General features: G+C 56.6%; 15 protein-coding genes. 6 read left to right on the top strand and 9 right to left on the bottom strand.

The features are described from left to right. Nucleotides 1-293: 293 nt before the first annotated feature. The gene (locus C2846_RS00630) at nt 294-572 is read right to left on the bottom strand and encodes a type II toxin-antitoxin system RelE/ParE family toxin (RefSeq protein ID WP_119700448.1); all 279 of its coding nucleotides are present in this window, start codon (nt 570-572) and stop codon (nt 294-296) included. Beyond that, nucleotides 569-850, bottom strand: coding sequence for an antitoxin of toxin-antitoxin stability system (locus tag C2846_RS00635; RefSeq protein ID WP_119700449.1), 282 nt, complete (start codon nt 848-850; stop codon nt 569-571). Before C2846_RS00635 ends, C2846_RS00630 begins: the two co-directional genes overlap by 4 nt. Before the next feature lie 505 nt (nt 851-1355). Here C2846_RS00635 and C2846_RS00640 point away from each other — a divergent pair. From C2846_RS00640 to C2846_RS18535, 3 genes are all read left to right on the top strand, one after another. Then, nucleotides 1356-2567, top strand: coding sequence for a Fic family protein (locus C2846_RS00640; RefSeq protein WP_119700450.1), 1212 nt, complete (start codon nt 1356-1358; stop codon nt 2565-2567). A 366-nt stretch (nt 2568-2933) separates the two neighbouring features. Then, a complete protein-coding gene (locus tag C2846_RS00645; RefSeq protein WP_119700451.1) occupies nt 2934-3449 on the top strand; it encodes a pilin in 516 nt (171 codons plus the stop codon). A 167-nt stretch (nt 3450-3616) separates the two neighbouring features. Continuing rightward, nucleotides 3617-3871 (top strand): hypothetical protein, encoded by a 255-nt coding sequence (locus C2846_RS18535; protein ID WP_131038194.1) that lies wholly within the window; start codon nt 3617-3619, stop codon nt 3869-3871. 150 nt (nt 3872-4021) lie between these two features. Here C2846_RS18535 and C2846_RS00650 read toward each other — a convergent pair whose 3' ends face one another. From C2846_RS00650 to C2846_RS00675, 6 genes are read right to left on the bottom strand one after another with little or no spacing between them, the layout of a single operon-like run. Continuing rightward, nucleotides 4022-4549, bottom strand: a complete 528-nt coding sequence (locus C2846_RS00650; protein WP_119700452.1) for a GspH/FimT family pseudopilin — start codon at nt 4547-4549, stop codon at nt 4022-4024. Continuing rightward, nucleotides 4546-7638 (bottom strand): pilus assembly protein, encoded by a 3093-nt coding sequence (locus C2846_RS00655; RefSeq protein WP_119700453.1) that lies wholly within the window; start codon nt 7636-7638, stop codon nt 4546-4548. Before C2846_RS00655 ends, C2846_RS00650 begins: the two co-directional genes overlap by 4 nt. Before the next feature lie 23 nt (nt 7639-7661). Continuing rightward, the gene (locus tag C2846_RS00660) at nt 7662-8147 is read right to left on the bottom strand and encodes a PilX N-terminal domain-containing pilus assembly protein (RefSeq protein WP_205890058.1); all 486 of its coding nucleotides are present in this window, start codon (nt 8145-8147) and stop codon (nt 7662-7664) included. Between the two features lie 15 nt (nt 8148-8162). After that, nucleotides 8163-9296, bottom strand: a complete 1134-nt coding sequence (locus C2846_RS00665; protein ID WP_119700454.1) for a PilW family protein — start codon at nt 9294-9296, stop codon at nt 8163-8165. After that, complete coding sequence (locus C2846_RS00670) at nt 9293-9847, bottom strand: type IV pilus modification PilV family protein (protein ID WP_240638123.1); 555 nt, start codon at nt 9845-9847, stop codon at nt 9293-9295. Before C2846_RS00670 ends, C2846_RS00665 begins: the two co-directional genes overlap by 4 nt. A gap of 5 nt (nt 9848-9852) precedes the next feature. Then, nucleotides 9853-10239 (bottom strand): type IV pilin protein, encoded by a 387-nt coding sequence (locus C2846_RS00675; protein WP_119700456.1) that lies wholly within the window; start codon nt 10237-10239, stop codon nt 9853-9855. A gap of 574 nt (nt 10240-10813) precedes the next feature. Between C2846_RS00675 and C2846_RS00680 the strand changes: the two genes are divergently transcribed. From C2846_RS00680 to C2846_RS00690, 3 genes are all read left to right on the top strand, one after another. After that, nucleotides 10814-11488, top strand: coding sequence for a hypothetical protein (locus C2846_RS00680; protein ID WP_095625075.1), 675 nt, complete (start codon nt 10814-10816; stop codon nt 11486-11488). 136 nt (nt 11489-11624) lie between these two features. Next, complete coding sequence (locus C2846_RS00685; protein WP_205890060.1) at nt 11625-12263, top strand: PIN domain-containing protein; 639 nt, start codon at nt 11625-11627, stop codon at nt 12261-12263. Between the two features lie 57 nt (nt 12264-12320). Then, nucleotides 12321-15311 (top strand): transglycosylase domain-containing protein, encoded by a 2991-nt coding sequence (locus tag C2846_RS00690; RefSeq protein WP_080049650.1) that lies wholly within the window; start codon nt 12321-12323, stop codon nt 15309-15311. On the opposite strand, the gene C2846_RS00695 is transcribed toward C2846_RS00690, so the two are convergent. Further along, entirely contained in the window at nt 15290-16192 is a 903-nt protein-coding gene (locus tag C2846_RS00695) for a DMT family transporter (protein ID WP_119700457.1), read from the bottom strand. The two genes, C2846_RS00690 and C2846_RS00695, sit on opposite strands and share 22 nt — an antisense overlap. Between the last annotated feature and the right edge of the window lie 87 nt (nt 16193-16279).

Here is a 16279-nt window from a genome sequence, read left to right on the forward strand (position 1 = left end):
CAGCAATAGGCCAAAAAAGCGAACCAGTAGGCTTGCCAGCCCGTTAGTCCGTGCGGGAGCCGGGTGCTTTAGATCGTTTCCACCGGCACACCACCGGTAGGAGCGCTCTGCGAGCGCGAATGGGCTGTGCAATCACCGGCAACCCTTCGTGGCCGCAGGCCGCTCCTACCCAAAGTAGTCATTCAAATTGAGGGTACAGCCATGAGTGTCACTACCGTTCGCCTTCAGACAGACGTTGAACTGAATTACACCGGGTTCAGCCAACTGCCCGGAGTTTTGTGCAAGACGGCTTTCTATACCGGAGGCCATTGTTTTGCGGTGCTAACCAAGCTGAGTATCCAGACCGTATCGTCGTCAGTCTCATACACTAATCTATAGCTTTCATGCGGTATCAGTTCGCGCGTCCCTGGAATCAAGCCTGCTTTACCTATCATTGGGCTTGTGGCCAGGCGGGCTGCAGCAGCGCTGAATAAGTCATCCATGCCAACAGCGGCAACAGGGTTGTCGGAGGCGATGTAATCCCAGATGTCGGCGCGATCCTGTTCTGCTTCAGGAGTCCAGATGACTCTCACGCCTGCTCCGCTATGGCCTGGCGACGTTTGGCTGCAAAGGTGGCTTCAACCTCATCATTTGATCGACCCCGTCCTGCTCGCATTGAGGTGCGGGCAGTCTCCACCTTCTGGCGCAGGTATTCGTCGTATTCTCGGGTTTTGCGGCGCTGTTCAAGGTATTCGCGCATTAACTCGCGTACGACTTGAGATGCAGGCCGGTCTTCCTCCATGGTTGCGGCCATGAAGGCATCACGCAGCTCGGGTTCCAGCTTCAGCGTGAAAACGGCTTTTGTGCTCATACGCTGTCTCCGTATATCAGTTATGTACTGAGTATATACCAGGTTAGTACTTGGTGCGCCTGATTAGATTGTTGTCATGCAAAACAAAGCATGGGAACACCTGCCGAAGCGCTCCGGGTTCAGCCAGTTGCTCGGAGTTTTGTGCCTGGCCTGGGGAGCGTCGCCTGGATTCTCCCGCCTCCCAAGTTCGCCCACCGGCACACCTCTTCACCGGCACACCACCGGTAGGAGCGCTCTGCGAGCGCGAATGGGCTGTGCAATCACCGGCACCCCTTCGCGGCCGCAGGCCGCTCCTACCCAATGGTTGCGGCTATTAAGTAATCACGCAGTTCTGCCTGGTGCTGGAATGCGCAAAAAAATCCGCATAATTATTAGCTTTTAATTGTATGACGTTTGCTTTTTATTAATAAAACACTATATATATCAAGGCTATTTTAATTGTTGGCGGTTTCAGGATGTCCGCAAAAAAATCCGCATAAATATAGCGCTTGGAGCGTGTGTTGCTATGCCTGATGACGGTTTGATGCGTGGAAAGCACTGGATTGAGCCCTGCATGCCGAGAGAGGAGGGCTGGACCGAACCGATGAAGCTTGGCGTGGAGCGCATGATCAGGGCGTCTGAGCGCCTATCTGTGCTGGTAGGGTCGCATACCCGCGCTGAGCTTGGCCGCTTGTTGCAAATCACCAACAGCTATTACACGAACCTGATCGAGGGGCAGCACACAGAGCCTGCGGACCTGGCCGAACGCCGGTCAGCCAGAAACAACGAGCGGTTATGGGAGCTTGGGGTTGAGCACATGGTTGTTCAAGGTGAGTTTGAACAGCGCTTGGCTGAGCAGAGGCCGGTATGGGCCGAAATGTTCTCGCAACCTTTGATTGTTGCCCTGCATAGAGAGCTGTTTGCCCAAGCCGCTGATAATGACCTGACGCTTGCTGACGGTTTTGTCATGGTGCCGGGTGACTTGCGCAGCGTAAGTGGTCGCGAGGTTGTAGTTGGTCGGCACCGGGCACCGGCATCCGATACCATAGAATCAATGCTGGCGCGTCTTGTCGAGGCGTACGGACGGTATCCCGATACCACACACCGACTGATAGCCGCGATGGCTTGCCACCATCGGCTGGCGTTTATTCACCCATTCCCTGATGGCAATGGACGGGTGGCACGCCTGTGTACTCACTTGCATTTGCAGTACCTGGATCTTGCCTCACCACTCTGGTCTCTCTCCCGTGGCCTGGCGAAACGTCAGAGCGATTACCTGCGCCTGCTCGCGGCGGCGGATGCTCCGCGCAAGGGGGATCTTGATGGTCGAGGTCAACTATCAGAGTCTGCCCTGTGCGAGTTCATTGAGTTCATGATTGACGTTAGCCTGGATCAGATGAGTTACGTTGAATCGGCATTGGCCATGGAAACCCTGGGGGAATCAATTGAACGGGCCATTGCTTATGCTGATCAGTTCCGCAAGGCCGGAGTGAAGGCTGAATGTGCGCAACCTCTACAGGTGCTCTTTGAGCGGGGCGAAATGGAGAGGGCGGTTTTCAAGCGCTTTACTGGAATGGGTGACCGGTTGGCTACCCAGCAGTTGTCGGCACTAATCAGTTGCGGTGTAGTGGAGGCGCCGACGCCTAAATCTCGGACCATTTATGCTGGTGTCCCACTTTGGTATGCAGAGCACTTGTTCCCGCAGTTGCACAGACGATTTAGGGAAAGTTTGAATTAGACCGTTCTCATATAAAGCGTGGGAGCGATCCACACCGAATTATCAGCAGTCAACGCTTTCCTGGGAGCCTGGAGCATCTGCTCCAGGTCGGGGATGCAGCGGGGTTGCTGCGGGAGCGGATGCTCCCGCCTCCCGGATGAGTGTTACGTCACTAGCTGACAAAATTTGTCACTTTTTGGCGTTGAACGACAGGTTTTTGATGATGGCAGTGCGATATATAAGGCGGGATAAAGCCTGGAACCTTGATGTGGGTCACAAAATACCGGCTAACAACAGCAGGTTGCGAGTGGAATAATGCGCCTGGCACGGACTGTGCTTTTTATTCGTGTAGCCAACAGGCTAATAAATAATTAAGGAGTTGATGATATGAAGGCTCAAAAAGGCTTTACTTTGATCGAACTGATGATCGTTGTTGCGATCATCGGTATTTTGGCTGCTATCGCGTTGCCGGCTTATCAGGACTATACTGTGCGTTCCAAAATTTCTGAGTTGGTCATTGCTGCTAGCTCTCCGAAGAGTCTTGTCAGCGAGGCTTTTCAAAGTGACGGTATGGCTGGCGTGACTGCGGCTGTTGCTGAATATAATGCTCGTGCTTTGGCTGATAAGCAGTCTAAGTATGTTGCTAACATTGTTCTTGGTGCTGGCGGCGAAATCACTGTTACTACCGCTAGTACTGCTCAGGCTGGTCTGCCGACCGATGCCGCTGGTACGACTCTGGTCTTTACTCCGAATGTTCAAGGGGCTGTGTTGGCTGCCGGCGTGACAGGTGCTGTTGACTGGGCTTGCGCTTCCACCACTGCTACTACCGCAGCTACTCGTGGTCTTGTTTCGGCTGCTGCGGGCACGTTGCCTGCTAAGTATGCTCCATCTGAGTGCCGTTAAGCTTTGAGGGTGAGGTCAGATCTTGCCTCTGCACTGACTGTCCTGTCTGATTCTCTTTCTCCGTAGTATCCACCAAACTCCGGTTCGCCGGGGTTTGGTGTTTATAAGTCTCTATCTGCTGCTTATTTGTCGCAGTTTATAACTGTAGAGCTACAAGACAGTCCTCCATGAATAAACCGCTTAATGTATTTAACCGCTACCCGGATCAGTCTCGTTCGCGTAAGGGATATGCGTTAACTGGCACTATTTTCCTGGTTTTTGGTATTGGCATGGCGCTAATAGGTTCAGTAGCTGGCACCCTGATTGGCTTTTGTTTAGGCTCTGGTCTGCTCTTGCCTAGTATGCTGCTGGGGCATGCCCGATTTGAGAAGTACGAAAAGATCCTGGGGCGTATTTCCGGATTCGGTAACTTTTCTTCTTAAGGTTTAGATCGTTCACACGCTCTGCGTGGGAACGCCCCGCCGAAGCGCTCTGCGTATCTGCTCGGGGTTGGCGTTGTAGGCTAGTTGGCGCGGGAGCCGACCGCGGCCCGGTCCGAACGCGGCCCGAGATTCTCCCGCCTCCCAGGGGGGTTAGCCGCAGGCCCCGTTAGTCGTTTTCTCTACGCTCGGCCGTCCGGTTGCGCTGATATTCACGGCCCGTTCCTGGCTGCCAACGCTGGGGTTTTCCCGGCAGACGGTGAAGTCTGCTGTGGTGGCGCCTACGCCGCTGGGCTGAAAGTTCAGGGTGGTGACGGCGCCGATTACTCTGAAGCCGTTGGGCACTTTACCCTGTTGGTGAATGATGGTGCCGTCGGCCAGGGTTACGATCCAGCCCTGATCCCAGCTTCCGGTGCAACTGGTGCCATTGCTTGAGGCGCACAGCGTGGCGGGAGTGTTGCGCTTGATCGCTTCGGAGCGGGCCAGGAAGGCGCTGGAAGCCAGATTGTTGGCGGTGGCGCGTAGTTTGCTGCTGAGTGTGGCTTCAAGAAACGAGGGCACGGCAATGGTCAGCAGGATGGCCGCCACGGCGATGGTGATCATCAGCTCGATCAGGGTGAAGCCTGAGCGCTTGTTGGCGCTCAGGCGTTTGCTAGTGGTTGTCGGGTGCTGACTGTTCATTCTTCCAGATTCCAGTAAACACGGCCTTTGGGCGCGCCAGCCAGTTCGGGAGCTTCCGGTTGGCGGCCAGCCAGCGGTGAGGACGGGTCGGAGCCGATGATGAAGGGTACGGTGGTGTCGTCATCGAGCCGGACCATGCCGGCGACCGGCGAGGGCGGCAGGCCGCCACCGGGGATCATTTCGCTGCGCTGGTTGGTGCCGTTGGCCGGGGCAGCATTAAGGTAGTTGATATTGTAGACCCTGGCGATGCCGAGGTTGTTGCTGCACTGGCCGGCTTGTGGAGGAGTAGGCTCGTGGGTGCTGAAGGTGACGGTGCCAAAGACGGTAATGGCGGAAGTTACCACCTGCTCTTTGGGGTTCATCACCAGGTGCCAGCCTTTTTTGCCATTGAGATCGGCATCGCTCGGGGTGGCATCGCTATTAATGGGCAGCAAGGAATTCAGACACAAAAGGCTCTGGGTGTCGCAGTTACCTGTTTCGCTACTGAGCCAGGTGCTGTCTTCCGGGCGGTCCATCAGCATGAAGAAGTGGTTCTGGGTGCCGCCAGCGTTACCGATGGGCTTTTCACGGTCGCCGGAGCCGAGCAGCAGGTAGTAGGTGTTGCCCTCAAAAACCACGTCCGGGGCGTACATGAACTTGCGGTTCTCGCTGCAAGTAGCCGTTGTATCACAGCCGAGCGAGGCAATGCGGGTCAGAGCCCAGTCGTCCGGTTCATAGTTGGCGATGGGGGCGCCATTGGGGCCAGACAGGCGGTAGACATTACCGCCCAGGTCGGCGGTATAGCCATACATCAGGCGGCCGTTCTGGTCTTTTACCGGAGTAACATCAGCAACAACGCCGCGCCCGGTGGTGAACTCTTTGAGCAGGCCGCCAGTGCTAGCGTCTATAACATAGAGCCGATTGCCCTTGCTGTCGGCGTTGCAGGTGTTGGGCTGAGCGTCTTCACAAGGGTCGTAGCCGCCACCGACCAGCAGGATGGGGTCGTAATTAGTGCCAGTAGTATAACCGGCTGCGGTCACCAGTGCGGGTGATGCCCAGGTTTGGCCAATGGCTTCATAGTCTGAGCTGGCGCATGAGTTGCCTGGGCAGCCAATATGCCATTTCAGGCTGGGTTGGTCATCCCTCTCTGATACATCGAAGGCATAGATGGAGCGGCCACCACGCCGCATGCTGGCAAAAATCCAGGCCTGGTTGCCGTTCTGGTAGGCGGTTACCGGGCCGTCGAAGCCATAGTCCTTGCGTATTGCTCCGTCGGTAGTCAGGCCAGGGTAGTAAATGGCCGGAGCGTTGTCGCGCAGTCTTTTGGCCTTGCCGTAAAACTCTTGGGGCAGAAATGCCCAGACTTCATTGCCGCCATTGGGGTTGCCATCGATTGAGCGAAGCAGCCCGTCATTACCGCCGTAATAAACCCTGACATCCGGGTCTGAGTCAGAGCCGAAGTTGATTGCTACGGGGCGCGAATGCACGATATCGCCATGTACCGAGGGCCGCATCAGGCCTTGAGCTCTAAAGCCGTCCAGGCTGTCGTTAGCTACATTGTTAGTGCCGCGTATCCAGTTGATAAGGGCGCTGTGTTCAGCATCGGTAGCATCAGGAATACCTAGCTGGGTACGCGATACTGAACTGGTGCTGAGTTCGGTAGTGGCGGATGTGTTGGAAGATATAACATAGACCTTGCGTGTATCCGGTGCGCTGGCGCGGAGCATGTAACCATGACCGCCTTTCTCGACCTGGTTGCCGTCAGGGCTGTTGGATTTGGGGGAGAGGCCGGAGATCAGGCAGTGGAGGCGGTCTTCACCATAGTTGGCCCAGTAGGTGTCTGGTGTGCCTGGCGTCCAGAAACTTCTTGAGCACTCGGTAATGAAGCCGGTGCTGCTGTTGATCGCTGGTTGGTTAGTGGCGTCGAGTGTTTGCAGGTTGGTGCTGCCAGCGGGGTAATAGCCCAGTTTGTATTGCTTGAGGTTGCCATGCCAGCGCGGTGAGGCATCTTCCGAGGGGCGGAACATGCCAATGAAAACCTGGTTCAGATAGGTGCCTTGAGTGTTGACGCTGACTGGCAGACTGACCGAGGCGTAGACGCTGTTGACTGATTGGATTTCGGACAGAATGGTATTTACGGCATCGGCAATTTGTGAGGCAGTGGTTGCATCGCCGGTACTGGAGTAAATGGGGAAATATCTGCCACCGCTAACGTTGGCCATGCTTTGGAGCACTGCAGTCCAAGCTGGGCCTTGGCCCCCGCCTTGACCATTTCTTCCTTCCTCTGGCCAAACTTCGATAGTGTAGGTGGTAATGTCGTATGAGCTTTGCTTCATGAAACGAGCCCATTCGTCGCTAAGGTTGTCTTGTTGACCACTTGGCGACAGTGGGATTGTTCTTGTGGCGTCGTTACCCCCTACCTGTTGAAGCAGGTTACGTGATTGTGTAAGGGAATTGGTGTTTTCATTTGCCGGTCCATTGCTCAGAAAAATGATGTAGTTCCTTGAGCAGGTACCTACGGTTGGTGGCTGGTTGTATGTGGTCGCATTGCGGCTGCTCAGGGCATTGCCAGCAAGCGCATATACATTCTTGCTAGCCTGGTTTCCTGTAGTGTTTCCTGTGAAGTCGGCCTTGCTTATATTTCCGCCAGTCTGGGGGGTACCTCCAGAGTAATAGAACCAGGCCTCTGCCATGGCGAGGCTGGGTCTGGCATTGTTTCCTTGATCACCACTACCGCCAGGTTGCATGCTGTTGATTAATGCGGCATACAAGTCCTTATTATCTTCAGTCATGGCACGAATGGCGGCTCTGATATAACCGCCAGAGCCGTCTCCAGACTCGTTGTAAAGCATGACTCCTACTCGGACGCTATCTTCCTGCAGGCCATTGAATGTAGAGCTCAGAGCACCTTTCAGACTGGTGAAAATTTCTTCGTTGCTTTGTGTGCGATTCCAGTTTGCGCTGTTATCAATTATGAACAGAATGTTTGGCAGGTCATTGTCATCGCTGGGCGGCACGCCAACGAACAGGTCAATGTCCTCAGCCTGAATGGGCAAGGTCAGACTCAAGAGCGTGGCGGCGATCAAGGCTTTGAAGGTACGTAGGTTCATGGTGTTCTCCTGAATCGCCTTGGTTAGGAGCAGAGATTGGTTTTCTGGGCGTTACCCAGGCGCACACGGATGCCCTGGCGAACGGTGGCGCTGGCTCCGCTGCTCACGTCATTGACCGTAGCTGTTATTTCCCAGAGTGTGTCCCAGGTGCTGTCTGACATGGTGCCGAGGGTCACGCTACTGGCGGCGGTCGAAGCGGCAAGAGTAAATCCCACACACTGAGGTTTGGCGACATTAACGGTATAGTCGGTGATACCGTTATTGTTGATGTCAATTTCAATAGACTCGTCTTTAGTTGCATCTATAAAAGCACTGCTGATTACTAGTTCAATCGCTGCGTTGGCCGCGGCAATTGCTTCTTCGCGTACTTGCATATTGCCAACCGCTTTGAGGTTGGTGGTGCTCAGAGTGAAGGCGCTGCCGACCATCAGGGTCAGCAACAGCAACATGATGAGTCCGACTACTAGGGTGGCGCCGCGCTGCTTGGCTGGCATGGAACCTGTGATCATTGCTCGGCTCCCTCTTTAAGGAGTGTCATCGTCATCATCCCCGTCGTCATCGGGTGGTGAGCTGGGAGGCATGCCGGCGGGTACTTCACGGCGTCCCGATACGTTGTTGAAGCGGACGTTGGTGCTGAAAACGTGACGCTTGAAGTTGTCGTTGAAAGGGCCCAGCGTCTGCCCACCCAACTGATAGGTTTTTTCGTCGCTATAGCCGGGGGTGGGGCGGGTACTGCGCACCAGTACGTAGATCTGGGCGCTGACGGCGTTGACCAGATCGTCGGCTGAACAGCCTGCACCGCAATGGATGTAGGTATTAGGAGCGCCATCGCCGCGGATGCCAGCGGTGTAATCCACCGCCGCGCCTTCGGTGGCGTTGAAGTTGTCGATACCCAGTTCGATACGCAGAGCTTCCACGCCTTCGATCAGTGCTTGCGGGGCGTTGAACTGTACGGTGCTGCTGTTTAGATCAAGACTGGAGCGGACCAGAGTGGGGATGTCGCCATCCTGGACGTAGTAGATATGCGAAATGAATTTGCGCTTGTTGGCAATCGGGTTGGCTGCGCAGTCACGTTGGCGCAGGTTGAAGCTGGCAGTGCCGGTTCGGCCGAGTATGTAGCGGCTTGTATCCTCGGTACAGCGCGAAACCTGCATATACAGCGCGTTGGTGATGTCGGCGCTGCAGCCAGGGGTGCCGGCGACGCAGGTTTCGGCATGGCGGGTAACCAGTACATCGGTATTGGCGCGTTTGCTGGTGACCACACCGGCGCAACCGGCTGGAACCCCGGAATAAACCTGGGCGGGTATGCCGATCAGGCTGTCGCGGTAAGCCTGATCCCAGGTGCTGAAGGCCTGGCAGGGGGCAGGGACGGTATCTGGCGGTGGTGCGGATGAGCCGCTGATCGGGTCGTCGAATGGATGGATATAGCCATCCCAGAAGCCGGCGTGCATCAGGTCGCGTTGCAGCAGTTGAATGGCAAAGCGGCCATTTTCGATCTGGGCATTGGTTTTGGCCAGTTCATCGTTGGTGCGGCTGATGTCGAGAAACAGGCGTAGTACTGCGGCCAGAATCAGCAGACTGATGGTGATGGCGACCATCAGTTCGATCAGGCTGAAACCCCGTTGCCGGTTGCCGGGCGTCATGATTGGGCTGCTCATAGTTCGGCGATCCGGACGATGGTGGTGACGGCGCGTCGGCAACGATCCTGGGCACAGGAGCCGGCGTCGTTGAAGGCGTTGATGCCGCAGGACACGCTGGCTGGCGGTGGCTCAAGCGGGATCAGACCCTGCCAGGCGACAGTGACCATATAGGTGTTGGCGCCCAGATCTTCCACGCAGCCGCGGCCGCCGATCAAGGTGCCGACCGAACTGCCTCCGATGGCTTCTGCGGCACCTTGCAGTGCCAGACACCATTCGTTGTAGTCGACGCTCTGGCGCGTGCTGCCGGCGGCTGGGCAATTGCCGCCGCTGCCCAGCGGGCTGGTGGTTGGGTAGTCACCGGCATTGAGGCGGTTGGCCGTGATCCGGCTGGCCATGTCATTGAGCAGGATCAGCGCCTGGGCGCGTTGATAGGACTCCATCTCAGATTGCTGCAGACGTGATTGCAGCCCCGCCAGACCCATCAGGCCGACCAGTAGAATGACTACGGTGACCATCAGTTCGATCATGGTCAGGCCCCGTTGCTTGCCAGGTAATGCGCGTCTGGGCATAGGCGTCACCATTTGTCCGCAGGGGTTTTGACGCCCTGATGGTTGAGGCTTAGTGTTACGTCGCTGCTCTGGGGGCCGGTGGGGCTGAAGGTGACTGTGAAGCTGGGTACGGCGTCGGTGCCGACGGTAACATCCCAGGTATAGCGGCCAGTCAGTTCGCTGGGCAGACTGAAACCGCTGTTTTCCAATTGGGTTTTGCTGGCATAGGCCCGATTGGCCATCAGGAACTGCTGCTGACGATTGGCCAGGTCCATCATCACCGCCTGGGCGGCAGCGCGGTTGGAGCGGATGACGTATTGCTGATAGCTGGGATAGGCGATAGTCGCCAGGATGGCAACAATGACCACCACGATCAACACTTCAATCAGGGTGAAGCCCTTGGTACTACGCATGGGGCGGATACTCCTTGGATGCCGTACCCAGTATAAGCAGAGCTCAAGACGCTGCTGTGCGAACCGGTATTTTTTTCTGCTGTTATTTCGCGAGTGGTAGCACTTGGCCGATAAATGGCGGCCAAGGCCCAGAGTTTATGCTGCCTTTTGTTTGCTGGCAAAGCGCAATCTTAGCTGAGCGCTGCTGTGGTTGTGAGGCTCAAAGTGTGATTCTTGTCACAAACCCGGGTTGTGCTCGTGCTTGGGCTGATTACTGGTACAAGTATAGATAATGTCTCTTTTCGGGATTTTCTCGTTTTGGGAGGTCCCTTGAGTTTTATGCGTCATTTGTGTCGGTGTTGTTGCGTCTTGCAGATTTTTTACTTTGAAATTGCCGTCAGCATGGTGCTGAAGCGGTTGAGCGGTGAGTGTCAATCTCAAAATAGATCCATTTTTAGAGTGTGCCCTGTTTGTTTTTTGACGTTTCTGACCGACGGCGTTGACGATGCCAGGAATTGGTCAATTATTTGATGGCGAGATGATGTTGCGCGTGTGCTCGTTTAGGTCGTATGGAGCCATACCAGGAGACGTCCCTATGAATATTTTGATGCGCCATGCCATTCCTGCTTGCTTGTTTGCCACGGCATTGACCGTTTCAGTTGCTCAGGCCTTTACTCCGACCATTGAGATCGTTGAGCCCAGCGGCACTCAGTATGTCGATGGCTTTCCGGTAGATGTGCAGGTGGTCATGGAGATTTCCCTACGAGGGCAACCGACTACGGGAAATCCACTGGGTAACTGCATGACCAACGCAGTTAACAGTATCGAGGTAGAGGCTACTCATGAGAGTGGTTCCAGTAATGTTATTCATTCGGTGAGTAACCCAAGTCTGGGTAATCTGTGCCCGGCCACGTACAGCTTTTCATGGGAGGTGCAGCAGCCAGGTAGTTATAGCCTGGTGATCACAGCGGTACATGGTAACGATGAGGGCGAAGCTGTTGAGACAGTGGAGTTCGTAACCTTGGCTGTTGAATATCCTGCACCGCCTGCGCAGGCCAACGCTTACATCAATGCCAATGAGTATTTGAAAAGTCTGCCCGGCAAGCAGCGTGGTTGCGTGATTTCGATGGTTGCGGACAAACACGCGAAACTGGCCGGTAGCCTTGAAGGCTACGGCCCGAAAGGTGGTCCATATGATGGGGATATGATTGAGCAGGATGTCGAGGTTTTCTTTGGTGTTTGTGCAAGTGGTAATGCAGGGAAACGGTAGTTAGATTGCAAGTCAATATGGTGTCGCTGGATAGAACGACACTCCAGCGACACTCTGTCCGTGGTGGAGGTTGGTCTGGCCGTACCGCGAGCCCCCTTGAGCTATGCTCAAGGAAACGGGATCGGGATGGCTTGTCATGATGCAAGAGCCGGATAATCCGGCAGTACCCAGTGTGCTGTTGCTGGACCTGGAGAACTGCCCGCACCACCTCAATCATTTGCCGCAAAACCTGGAACAGTTTGACCGGGTGATCATTTGCTATGCCCAACGCGGGCCCAAGGTGCCGCTGGATTGGCTGATGCCGCTGGCCAAGGCGATCCAGCATGAACGCCTGACCATTCACAAAATGGAGCAGACAGGCAAGAACGCTGCAGATTTCGGCATTTGCTTCTTCGCCGGGCTTTTGCTGCATGAGTTGCCGGACAATACCCACTTCGTGATTGTCTCCAATGATACTGATCTGGATCACACGGTCAGTCTGCTGCGTAGCCATGGCCGTTCGGCCGAGCGAGTGGGGTCGCAGAAGATCGAGAACGGCCTTAACGGTGACGATGACGAGGCCATTCAGTTGTACTGCAACCACCTGCTGACCTACAGCAAGAATCGTCCTGCGCGTGAGGACACATTGCGCAACAGTATTCACAACAAGTTCAAAAGTGACCCTTTGCTGGTAGGGCGGGTGTATGAGGCCTTGCAGCGCGAGGGGGCGGTCAGTGTCGATCAGGGTAAGGTGGACTATAACGACGGCGTGATCAGGCGTCTGGCCCTGGCCTGAGCAGGCCTTTATCTGGACCCTTGTCTACACTGAGGCTGTAGCGGTTAAGGGGGACATATGCGGCTGAGACTGTGGATTCTTTTGACTGTAGCAGTGCTGGCATTGGGGTGGTTGATCAGGGATGAAATGCGCAGTTCCTTTTATCAGTCGCAGTGGTTTAGCCGTCATGCTTCGACCCTGACCTACAACCTGGAAGAGGGTGTCAGCGAGCGCCTGCGTTACCCCGAGTTTGGCCCGTTCAATCAGCGTCTGGGGTACAGCCTGTTGCCGGACTTTATCGGGCGGTTGCAGGATCAGGGCTTTGCCGTGACCCATCAGGTGCGCTTCAGTGATGAGCTGTTGGCGTATGCTGACAAGGGTTTGTACCCCCCTTATCGTGAGAAAACCCGTTCCGGCCTGCAAGTGCGCGACTGCAAGGCTGACTCGATCTATCAGTTCCGCTATCCGCTGCGCCAGTATGCCTCCTTCGATCATATTCCGCCGCTTTTGGTCAGCAGTTTGCTGTTTATCGAAAACCGCCATTTGCTTAACCCTGACGCGCCGTTGGCCAACCCGGCGGTGGACTGGCCGCGCTTTCTAAAGGCATCACTATCACTGGTCAGCAACCGCTGGGATGAGAACGGTGGTTCATCCCCTGGGGCCAGCACCTTGGCAACGCAAATTGAAAAGTACCGACACTCGCCTGAGGGGCGGACTCATGGTCCGAAGGACAAGCTGTTGCAAATGGGTTCGGCCAGTTTTCGGGCCTATCTGGATGGGCCTAATACCGAGGCGGCGCGTCAGCGCCTGGTGCTGGATTACCTCAATACCGTGCCGCTGGCAGCCGCGCCGGGGCATGGCGAGGTGATTGGTCTGGGAGATGCTCTGTGGGTCTGGTATGTCGAGGATTTTCATCGTTTTAACCAGAACCTGCGCGGTGATCATGGCTTGCAGGCCCAGGCGCTGGCCCTGCGTCAGGCTCTGTCCATGTTGATAGCCCAGCGGCGACCGTCTTACTACCTGTTGCAGGGCCGCGAAGATATGCATGAACTGGTAGACAGTCATATTCGCCTGCTCGCCCGGGAAGGGATTGTAGATCCGCAGTTGCGTCAGGCGGCGCTGGAGACGCATGTGCGCTTTCGTGACTGGAGCCGGCAACCGGTACGTCCGCGGGTTGCCGCCGACAAGGCCGTGACCGTGACCCGCAGCCGAATCGCTGGGTTGCTTGGCCAGACTCTGTACGGCATCGATCGTATGGATTTACAGGTCGACAGCAGCCTGCATCTGGAGCTGCAACGGGCTGCCAGCGAGTATCTGGAAAGCCTGGCAGATCCCGAGGTGGCCGGGCGCATCGGCTTGTTTGGTGAGCGTCTGCTGTCGCCAGAGAAGGTTGGCGAGGTGCGTTACAGCTTTACCCTGATGCAGCGCACGCCTGAAGGCAATCAGGTCCGGGTGCAGACCGACAATACCGGTCTGCCCTTTGATCTGAACGAGGGCAGCAAGCTGGAGCTGGGGTCTACTGCCAAGCTGCGGGTGCTGGTCACTTATCTGGAAATCATTGCCGAGCTGTACGACCAGTTGTCCGAGGGGGCAACCGAGGCTATTCAGGAAGCGCTCTCCGAGCCGGATGACCGTATCAGTGTCTGGGCTGCGACCTGGTTGCGGGCCAACCCTGAGGCGACCCTGGAACAGATGCTCGAAGCCGCGCTGGAGCGGCGCTATTCGGCTAGTCCGCATGAGCAGTTCTTTACCGGGGGCGGGGTGCAGCGTTTCAGCAACTTCCGCAATGAAGACAATGGCCGCAATCCGACCGTGCGTGAGGCTATCCGCGAGTCGATCAACCTGCCGTTTGTTCGCTTGCTGCGCGATATTGTGCGTTACACCATTCACCAGACCCCGGGTAGCAGTATTCAGTTGTTGCGTGATGATCGCGACCCGCGTCGGGCTCAGTATCTGGAGCAGTTTGCTGACCGGGAGGGGCGTACTTTCCTGTTACGTTTTTGGCGCAAGTACAGCGGTAAAAACGAGGCTGAGCGCATGGAAACCTTCCTTGATGGCTTGCGCCCGACCGTCACCCGTCTGGCTGCGGTGTACCGCTACCTGTATCCCGAGTCCACACCAGAGGAACTGGCGGAGTTTCTGGCGCGGCGTACGGGCGAACAACTGAGCGAGTCACGGATCAACACCTTGCACCGCGATTACGGCCCAGGCCGCTACAACCTGCCGGATCAGGGCTACATTGCCCGGGTCCACCCGCTGGAGTTGTGGCTGCTGGGGTATTTGCGCGAGAACCCTGAGGCCCAGTTCCTTGATGCGGTTGAGGCCAGCCGCGCCGAGCGCCAGGAGGTGTATGGCTGGCTGTTTCGCACCCGGCACCGGGGCGCCCGGGATGTGCGGATCAGAACTATGCTTGAAGTCGAGGCGTTTCTGGATATTCATCGGCGCTGGCAGCGTTTGGGTTATCCGTTCGAGCACATGGTGCCATCGCTGGGCAGTGCGCTGGGCAGCGCCGGTGACCGCCCGGCAGCTCTGGCCGAGCTGATGGGGATCATCAATAACGAAGGGTTGCGCTACCGGACCTGGCGGATCAATACCCTGCACTTTGCTGGCGACACGCCCTATGAAACCCGTTTTGAACGGGTGGTCGAGCCCGGTCAGCAGGTCATACCTCGCACAGTGGCGAGGGTATTGCGCAATGTACTGGCCGATGTGGTCGAGGGTGGTACGGCGCGGCGCCTGCAAGGAGCTTTTGTTCAGGAAGGGCAGGTGGTGCTGACTGGTGGCAAGACCGGCACCGGAGACAACCGGATTCACAGCATGGCTGCTGATGGTCGCTCAATCGGCAGTCAGGTAATGAACCGCACCGCCACCTTTGTGTTTTTCCTGGGGGATGAGCATTTCGGCACGCTGACTGCCTTTGTGCCGGGCCAGGCTGCCGAGGGTTTTCGCTTTACCTCGGCCTTGCCGGTTCAGGTATTGCGGGGCATGGCGCCGTTTCTGATGCCGTATCTTACCGGCGCTGAGGTGCAGTGCCTGCCGCGTGCGGACTACTCTGCCTTGGCGCCGTGATAGTAGGTGTCGGCAACCTCGTGACTGCTGGTTTTGGGCTGGCGGCGTTGCTGCCAGCCGATCAGCAACAGCGGCACGACGATCATCAGACTGCCGGTGAAGAACCACAGATCCGGCACTTCGGCAAACCACCACCAGCCGATCAGCACCGCCCAGATCAGTCCGGTGTATTCGGCGCTGGTGATCTGGTTGGCATCCACCTGCCGATAGGCCAGCAGTACGCAGACGTTGTAGCCGAGGATGAACACCGATGAGCCTACTGCGCTGAGCAGCACAGCGTTGCTCCAGGGCGCGCCTTCCCAGAGCATCAGCAGCAGACACACTGGGGTGATCATCAGGTAGTTGAGAAACAGCTTGTGTACGGTGGACTGCCGGGCTGGCAGCTTGCGTACCAATACTGCATTGATCGCCAGAGCGGCGGCTGAGCCAAGCGCCGCCAGTGCCGCCCAACTGATGTCGACCGGGCGCAGGATTACCAGAATGCCGGCAAACCCGCCGAACACCGCCAGCAGACTCCAGCGGGTCAGGCGCTCGCCAAAAAATACCGCCGAGAGAATCATCACCAGAATCGGTGCGACGTAGAACACCGCGTTGGCCGTGGCCAGCGGCAGGCTGACCAACGCCACTACCATGCAAACAATACCGACCAGATGGACATGGCCGCGAATGGCGTGCAGGAGTCCGCCCTCGAAGAAGTGCCTGGTATCGATCTGGCGCCAGAACGGCAGCAGCAGGGCCAGGGTGATCAAGCAGCGCATAAACGCGTACTGAAACACCGCCGAATCGCCTTCAAGCAGCTTGATGAATACATCCGAAATCAACGCCAGGGCATTGCCGATGACCAGCAATAAGATGGCGCTGTTGACGGTCTTGCCGGACATGGGAGCTCCTGGGTTTGGGGTTTGGGGTTTGGGGTTTTCCTGGGAGCCTGGAGCATCTGCTCCAGGTAGGTGCTGCATGGTAGTTCG

The organism is Pseudomonas jilinensis (assembly GCF_003586265.1).
GTDB lineage: Bacteria > Pseudomonadota > Gammaproteobacteria > Pseudomonadales > Pseudomonadaceae > Halopseudomonas > Halopseudomonas phragmitis.